Below are 6,598 nucleotides of genomic sequence, written 5' to 3'. Positions count from 1 at the left end.
ACGAGGTAAAGAAACGGGACCAACCCCGCACTCCCAGTCACGTGCACTACACACTCAAAATCGCGAGGTACCCCACCTGACCTGCACCGACTCGCTAACTCACCGGCATTGCAGGTCAGTCAGTCTGTTCCCCGCGCACGCGGGGATGACCCCTCGGTCAGGGCGGCGAGCTGGTCAAGCGTCCAGTGCTCCCCGCACACGCGGGGATGACGCTCGAGGCGTTGAAGTCGCGGACGGCGGTGGGTAGGTCGTCCAGGGCGTCGGTCGGGCGGGGTGAAGGCGGCCGCGTCCTGTGGGGGCTTCGTGATCAGGGCGACACCCGTCATGCCGTACGGGACTCAGTCGTCCCTACGTTGTTGACCGGGCTGAGCGAGCCATTCGTAGGGTTGGCTCACCCAGGGGTGCCGGGTGTGGCTTTCAGTCGTCTGCCGCGGTTGTGGCTTCTGCCGATTCGCCGCCCGGCGCCCCACGACGACTCGGTCTGCTCATTAGGAATTGCGGCACTGATCGCTCAGTAGGGACTCGACAGCGAGGTCGTCCGTGGTGCCCGTACGAACACGACCTGCGGAGAAGCACGTGACAGCGATCTGGGCCGGTATCGACGCCGGGAAGACCCATCACCACTGCGTGGTGATCGACGACACCGGCAAGCGGCTGCTGTCGCGCCGCGTCGCCAACGAGGAGGCCGAGCTGTTCAAGCTCCTCGCGGACGTTCTCGCCCTGGGCGACGAGGCAGTCTGGGGCATTGACCTGGCGGACGGCGGGGCCGCCCTGGTCATCACGATCCTGATCAATCACGGTCAGCAGCTGCTCTACATTCCCGGGTGGGCGGTCACCCGGGCCTCGAGGGCTACCCAGGCGACGGCAAGACGGATGCCAAGGACGCGGCGGTCATTGCCGACCAAGCCCGTATGCGACGAGACCTTACCCCGTTGCGACCCGGTGACGAGCTGGTGTCCGAGCTGAAGGTCCTCACCCGGCACCGTCGAGACCTCAGCGACGACCGCACGCGGACCATCAACCGGCTTCGTGGCCACCTCACCGAGATCCGTACGACCCGAAGCTCGACGTCGACTTCACCCTGCTGCGCGAAGGGGATCTGAACGTCGTCGGCTTGGACCAGGCCGCGTGATGCCGGGTGCGGCCACGAGCGGTGAGGCGGCGAGCAGCCCCGTGCGCGCGGGCCGGTGTCTGTACCGCGCCGGGTGCGCCCGCGGCGACGACGCGGGCGCCGAGTCGTCAGGCGGGCTGGACGGTGATTGTGCAGAGGCGCTTCGTGGCCCGGGTCAGGGCTACGTACAAGTCCCTTTCCCCACCGGGGCGGGCCGTGATGATTTCCTCGGGGTTCATGACGACGACCCCGTCGAATTCCAGGCCGCGTGCTTCGGACGCCGGCACGATGCGTGCGTGGTGAGCGATGCCCTGGGCCGTCAGCTCGCTCACCCTGGTGTCCGCGCAGATCACTCCCAGAAGCTCGCCCAGGTGCGCGGTGCTCTGGGCGCGGAGTTCCTGAACGACGGCGGTGACCAACCCGTCCGGAGGTGTGGTCACGGTGCGAGGGCTCTCACCGCTTCGCAGTGACCGTGTGGGCTTCTGGTCCGGAGCGATCCGCGTGAGCAGGTCCCGGACGCTCTCCAGGATCTCCTGCGTGGTGCGGTAGCTGACGGTCAGGTTGTGCAGTTTGAACCGCGGTCCGACGTGGGGGCTCAGTGCTTCCTTCCAGTCGCGTGCTGTCGCGACCGGGCCTGCCTGGGCGAAGTCACCCACCAGCGTCATCGCCCTTGCCGGGCAGCGGCGGACGATCATCCGCCACTGCATGGCGGTCAGTTCCTGCGCCTCGTCGACGACGACGTGCCCGTACGTCCGCTCGGGGGGGCCGTCGACCAGGCTCGCCGCCTCGTCCAGCAACGGCACATCGGCATCGGTCCACGGGTCGTCCTGACCGCGCAGCAGAAGGGACCGCTCCTGCGCGGTCAGGCGGGGCAGGCGCTCGGCGAGAGCGCCGGCGTTCGTCAGGAGCGCCTTCACGAGGTCACCGGGTAGCAGCCGCGGCCACAACACCTCGACCGCTCGGTCGACGCCGGCGTCGTCGAGGAGATCGGCTCGGATGGCGTCCAGGTCCAGCTCGTGGACCGGACCCGAGTCGGCCGCACCTTCGGCACGGCGCTGGGCGGCTCCCGTGAACCGGTCGAGGTCCATGCCCGTCATCTTGGCGGCATCGGCGTCGATCTGCTCCAGGAGGTCGCCCATGTCTCGTTGCATCGCGTCGGTGACGGCGTCGACCAAGAGCTCCCTGAACACCTGGCGCGCGGGGTTGTGCCCCGGTGCGGCTGCCACGGCGGCGTCGCGTGCCGTGGCGACTTCCTCGCCGGACAGGTGAACCAGTTCCTGTCCGACCCGCACGGTGAAGTCACCGGCGGGGGCTTGGTGGACGCGCAGCAGGCCGGCCAAGGCGTCGGCGAGGTCGGAGCTGCCCTTGAGACGCGCCGCATCGAACGGGTCCACCGTGTCCGTGGACACGCCGGCCAGTTCCCGGCAGGTCGCCAGAACGACGTCGTTCTCTCCGAGCGAGGGAAGGACCTGGGAGATGTAGTCGAGGAACCGGGCGTTCGGGCCCACCACCAGGACACCCTCCTCCGCGGCGCGCGGGAACGCGTACAGGACATAGGCCGCCCGGTGCAGGGCGACCACCGTCTTGCCGGTGCCGGGCCCGCCCTGCACCACGGTCACCCCGCGGTGGGCGGAGCGGACGATCTCGTCCTGCTCGGCCTGCAGCGTCGCGACGGCCGCGTGCATCCTGCCCGTACGCCGTGCCGACAGAGCCTCGGTCAACGGGCCGTCCCCCACAACGTCCTCGTCGGTCGGGGCGGTCCCGTCCAGCAGTTCGTCGCTCACCGAGATGACCGTGCGCTTCTCGAGGCGCAGGTGCCGGCGCCGCCGCAGGTCCATCGGGTGGACCGGTGTCGCCTCGTAGAAGGGCCGCGCCGCGTTCGCGCGCCAGTCCACGAGCAGAGGCAGGTCATCCTCCTCCGTATGCAGTCCGATCCGCCCGATGCGCAGGGCCGTGCCATCCGTCCAGTCGATGCGCCCGAAGACCAGCCCCTTTTCGGCGCCCTCCAGCCGGCCGATTTCCTTGGCCAGACGCTCGGCGGCGATTTCTCTCTCGTATGCCTCACCGGCGCTTTCCGCCGGGGCCTTCAGCACACTCGCTCGGTGTACTCGCGCCTCGGAAAGCCGCTCGGTAAGCAACTCATACAAGGAGGACACATAATCCCGCTCCGATTCAACCGCACGCACAGCGGGATCATTCATTTTCGACAACAGGGGGCTCCTTCGATTCGAGCCACACCATACGGTCAAAGTTCCCTAAAAGATAAGCCTTGACTTACTTGGTGAAGTTTGCCGCTGCTGCCAAGCGCACCGCCCGGCCCACGGCATACTCGGCGGATCCGCATCAGACCTTCATTTGCCCAGTTCATCGCCTTCCTCCTGTGGTGACTAACGAGCGACCGAGTGCGTAGGGACGGCATCATGACCCTACGACTGAATCCATGACGGCTGACCGTATGGCGTATCATGCATTCCGCCGTTCCGTATATCGCTAATTGCGCTCCCGATGCCCGCCTGCCTTATGGGCGAGCCCGCCATTGGATGCCGGCGATGTTTTGCCGCGCTCGGGAAAAGGGGGAAGATCCGGCGAGGCGACCGGCGCCATCGAGCTCACTGCCAGGGGGCATCTGGTCGCTTCGTCTGGCGACCCGACCGAGGAGACGAGCACAGAATGGGTTAAGCCCTCGACCGGTCCACCACTGCCCGACCCGTGCCGACGGCCCCATCTCAGGACCGCAGCACCACGCCGCCGTCGGTCGCGGCCGACCCAGAGAACGGATCGGTGAACTCTCACCCCGTTCGCCGCCGCGACGCCCGGCGGCAGGCCCGTCCGTGCCCGGACCATCCGACCCGGCCCAGCCCAACCTGGATCCGCCGATCTTCGGCCTCCGCGTCTTTGATGTCGTCAAAGGAACGAATGACGACAGGCGCGGCGGGCGTCCAATGAGCCCGGGCTTTCCGGGGTCCCGGCGGCGGCGCCGATCCAATCAGATCCGATGACGGCTGATGACAGGGTTTGCTGACAGCTAGGGTCGAATGCGACCACCACAACGGAGCGGCATGGCCAAGCTGGTCTACGGCCTCGGGGAACAGCGGTACAGCGGTTAACGCTAAGCCGGTGATCATGGGCCTCTAGCACAGGTGATCGGCCTGCCGCCGGGGTTCGGCAGATGATCGTTGAGCGGCTGTGGACGCCCGTAGCGTCAGGTCCATGCCAGTGGAGTTCTTGACCGACGATCAGGCCGCTTCGTACGGGAAGTTCAACGAGGAGCCGACCCGGCCGGAGCTGGAGCGGTTCTTCTTCCTCGACGACGAGGACCGCAAGCTGATCGCAAAGCGGCGCGGTGATCACAGTCGGCTGGGGTTCGCCCTTCAGATGTGCACCGTGCGCTACATCGGCCGGTTCCTCCCGGACAACCCGCTGGACGTTCCGTGGGTGGTGGTGGAGTACCTCGGCGAGCAGCTCGGCATTGAGGACGTCAGTTGCGTGAAGCAGTACACGGAGCGCAAGCCGACGGCGTACGAGCACGCGTGGGAGATCCGGGACGCGTACGAGTACCACGAGTACGACGATGCGGAGTGGGGCCGGAAGTTCCGTACGTTCCTGCACGGGCGGGCATGGACACACGCTGAGGGGCCGGTGGCGCTGTTCAACCAGGCGGTGGGATGGCTGCGCCGGCACCGGGTGCTGCTGCCGGGGGTGTCGGTGCTGGCCCGGAAGGTGTCGGAGGTCCGTACGGTCGCGGAGAGGCGGCTGTACGCCACGGTCGCCAGGGCCGCGCACCGCGCGGACGGCGCACTGCCCGGGGATCTGGTGACCACGTTGGCGGTGCCGGAGGGTGCCCGGTTCTCGGAGCTGGAGCGGCTACGCCGGCCGCCGACGCGGACGACGGGCACGGCGTTCGCCCGGTCACTGGAGCGCGTGGATGAGATCGGCGCGTTCCAGCTGGGCCGGGTGCGGCTGGCGCAGGTTCCGCCGAACCGGCTGTCGGCGCTCGCCCGGTACGGGCTGGGGTCGAAGGCTGCGAGCCTGGAACGGGCCGAGGAGCCCAAGCGCACGGCGATGCTGACCGCGGTGATGCGCCATCTGGAGGCGAAGGCCATCGATGATACCCTGGACCTCTTTCAGGTCCTGATGGCGACGCGGCTGATCAGCACGGCGAAGCGGGTGACCGAGAAGGAGCGCCTCTCCACGCTGCCGCAGCTGGAGAAAGCGTCACGGGTCCTGGCGCGGGCGGCGAAGGTGTTGTTCGAGGAACTGGAGCAGGTCGAGACGCACGGCGCCGACTTGGACGCGGCGGCGCTGTGGGCAGCGGTCGAGGAGGTCGCGCCCCGGGAGACGGTGATGACCGCGGCCGCGCTCGTGGTGTCGCTGGTGCCCGAGGACGAAGGTTCGGCCGACGTCGCGATGCGGGCGGCCCTGACCACCCGCTACAACACGGTGCGCCCGTTCCTGGCGCTGCTGGGTGAGTCGAAGGCGCTGGACGCGGCGCCTGGCGGTGCGCGGGTGTTGGCCGGGGTGCGGCGGCTACCGACGCTGGCGAGGCGTCGGGTGAAGGACAAGCCGCTGCTGCCGCGCTAGGTCGACGACGAGCTGGTGCCGGCCGCCTGGCGCAAGGCGGTGTACGCGAACGCCGAGCTGCCGCAGGGGTCGGTGGACCGGGACGCGTACGTGGTGTGCGTGCTGGAGCAGCTGCACCGCGCCCTCCAGCGCCGGGACGTGTTCGCCTCCCCCTCGCACCGCTGGTCCGACCCGCGCGCCCGGCTCCTGGACGGGGCCACGTGGGAGGCGGTGTGCGAGGACGTACTGGCCGGTCTGAGCCTGGACATGCCGGTCACCGAGCACCTGGCGGAGCTCGTGCGGGCCCTGGACGCGGGCTGGAAGCAGATGGCCGAGCGCCTGGAATCGGCGGGCAAGGACGCGAAGGTCTCGCTCGACGTCCAGCCGAACGGCCGGGTGAAGCTGAACGTGGAGAAGCTCGGCGCGCTCGGCGAGCCGAAGTCCCTGACGTGGCTACGCAAACGGGTCGAGAAGATGCTCCCGAAGATCGACCTGCCGGACCTGCTCTTCGAGGTCCACTCCTGGACCGGGTTCCTCGACGCCTTCGTGCACCTGGGCGACGGCACCACCCGGATGAAGGACCTGACCACCTCGGTGGTCGCACTGCTGGTCTCGGAGGCGTGCAACATCGGCATGACCCCGGTCACCAACCCCGGCCACGAAGCCCTCACGCGCTCCCGCCTGGTCCACGTAGACCAGTTCTACCTGCGCGCCGACACGATCGCCGCGGCGAACGCGAAGCTGATCCAGGCCCAGTCCGAGGTACCGATCGTGGCGTACTGGGGCGACGGGCTGCTGGCCTCCGTGGACGGGCTGCGGTTCGTCGTCCCGGTCCGCACGATCAGCGCGGCGCCCTCCCCGAAGTACTTCGGGTTCAAGCGGGGCATCACCTGGCTCAACGCCGTCTTTCGGGCCAAGTTGCATCTG

1 protein-coding gene and 2 pseudogenes are annotated in these 6,598 nt (G+C 68.5%); 2 read left to right on the top strand and 1 reads right to left on the bottom strand.

The annotated features are described in order from the left end of the window. Positions 1-576 precede the first annotated feature (576 nt). Positions 577-1,019 (top strand): annotated as a pseudogene (locus J7E94_RS32080) (IS110 family transposase); the annotation flags it as partial. A gap of 220 nt (positions 1,020-1,239) precedes the next feature. On the opposite strand, the gene J7E94_RS32075 reads toward J7E94_RS32080, so the two are convergent. Then, positions 1,240-3,204 (bottom strand): ATP-dependent DNA helicase, encoded by a 1,965-nt coding sequence (locus J7E94_RS32075; RefSeq protein ID WP_374224524.1) that lies wholly within the window; start codon positions 3,202-3,204, stop codon positions 1,240-1,242. A 1,117-nt stretch (positions 3,205-4,321) separates the two neighbouring features. Between J7E94_RS32075 and J7E94_RS36110 the strand changes: the two are divergent. After that, a pseudogene (locus J7E94_RS36110) lies at positions 4,322-6,598 on the top strand (Tn3 family transposase); the annotation flags it as partial.

The sequence above is a fragment of the Streptomyces sp. ISL-94 genome (assembly GCF_018614075.1).
Lineage (GTDB): Bacteria > Actinomycetota > Actinomycetes > Streptomycetales > Streptomycetaceae > Streptomyces.
This window is presented reverse-complemented; position numbering and strand designations above follow the sequence as displayed.